The sequence below is a fragment of the Microbacterium sp. Bi128 genome (assembly GCF_918698205.1).
The window spans coordinates 1-1,393 of sequence record NZ_CAKKMM010001335.1 but is presented as its reverse complement, the minus strand read 5'-3'; the positions used below and the strand labels follow the sequence as shown (position 1 = coordinate 1,393).

The 1,393-nt window shown below is 68.3% G+C and carries 2 protein-coding genes; both read right to left on the bottom strand.

The annotated features are described in order from the left end of the window. Nucleotides 1-247: 247 nt before the first annotated feature. Entirely contained in the window at nt 248-484 is a 237-nt protein-coding gene (locus LQV45_RS32530; RefSeq protein ID WP_018774814.1) for a hypothetical protein, read from the bottom strand. A 152-nt stretch (nt 485-636) separates the two neighbouring features. After that, nucleotides 637-1,393, bottom strand: a 757-nt coding sequence (locus LQV45_RS32525) for an aromatic amino acid lyase (RefSeq protein WP_230011697.1), incomplete at its 5' end; no start/stop codon positions are given.

Here is a 1,393-nt window from a genome sequence, read left to right as displayed (position 1 = left end):
ACTGGGACGCGAGCATACCCCTCTCCCCCGGCAACGATGCCGGGGACCCTGCCGGCGAATCCGTCGCGCCGGGCCTGGTTGACTTTGGCAGAGTCCAGGAGTCGGCACGTAAAAACGGCGGGATCGTGCTGCTGGGTCCGCCGCCGTTCACTGGGCACTGACAGCACCGCGCCCACATCTGGGCCCTGGGCCCCGAAACGCAGAAAGTCCCCGCCGTGGCGGGGACTTTCTGGTGAAAACGCTCAGCCTAGCTGCGGCGGACCTGCACGCCGTCGGACTGCAGGAAAAGCTGCGTTTCGGACGGCCCCGCGGGGACCAGCCAGAGCACATTCCCGCTTACCGAGACCTCTTCGACCTCACCGGCCGCAATGACCTGTGCGTGCTTGACAATTTCGACGCGTTCGCCGACCCGAAGGCCGCTCCAGTCGGAAACCGTAGCTGCGGATGCAAGGCGCCTGGACAGTACCGTGCCGCGTGCTTTCATAGAACTTCTACCCCTTTGTATGTGTTCTTTGCCACAACTTCGTTGGTGTGGACTCTCCATTTGTACTACAGTTCCCGGGCCCCCGCCGTCCGTGTCGCCAAAGATTTCGGGGGCGCCGGGAATTGTTCAGCTGCCCTGCATTTTGTTTCTTCTCAGGCGAGATTTCCGACGGCGGATTCGGCCGCCGCCCGGACCTTGCCCGAGGCCACGAGGACATCCGCCGCTTCGAGCTCCGGTGACAGGAACCTGTCGGTGCCCGGACCGTCGACGACGTCGCGCAGCGCGGCGATCACGGCCGCGCCCGCAGGTCCCGGCGTGAGTTCGCCGCCGGAGAGCTGGGTGCGGATGTCCAGCGCCCGGGCCGAGGTCACCAGTTCGATCGCCAGGACCCGGCGCAGGTTCTCCACCGAGCGGCGGAGCTTGCGGGCCGCGTGCCAGCCCATGGAGACGTGGTCCTCCTGCATCGCCGAGCTCGGGATCGAGTCCACCGACGCCGGGACGGCCAGCCGCTTGTTGTCCGAGACCAGGCCGGCCTGCGTGTACTGGGCGATCATGAGGCCCGAGTCGACGCCGGGGTCCGAGGCCAGGAAGGCGGGCAGCCCGTGCGAGCGGGCCGGGTCCAGCATCCGGTCGGTCCGGCGCTCGGCGATGGAGCTCAGGTCCGCGACGGCGATCGCCAGGAAGTCCAGCACGTAGGCCACCGGGGCGCCGTGGAAGTTGCCGTTGGAGCTGACCCGGCCGTCGGGCAGGACCACCGGGTTGTCGATCGCGGCGGCCAGTTCGCGGGAGGCGACCAGGGCGGCATGGTCCACGGTGTCGCGGACGGCGCCGGCCACCTGGGGTGCGCAGCGCAGCGAGTAGGCGTCCTGGACCTTGGTGTCGTTGATCCGGTGCGAGGCCACGATCGGG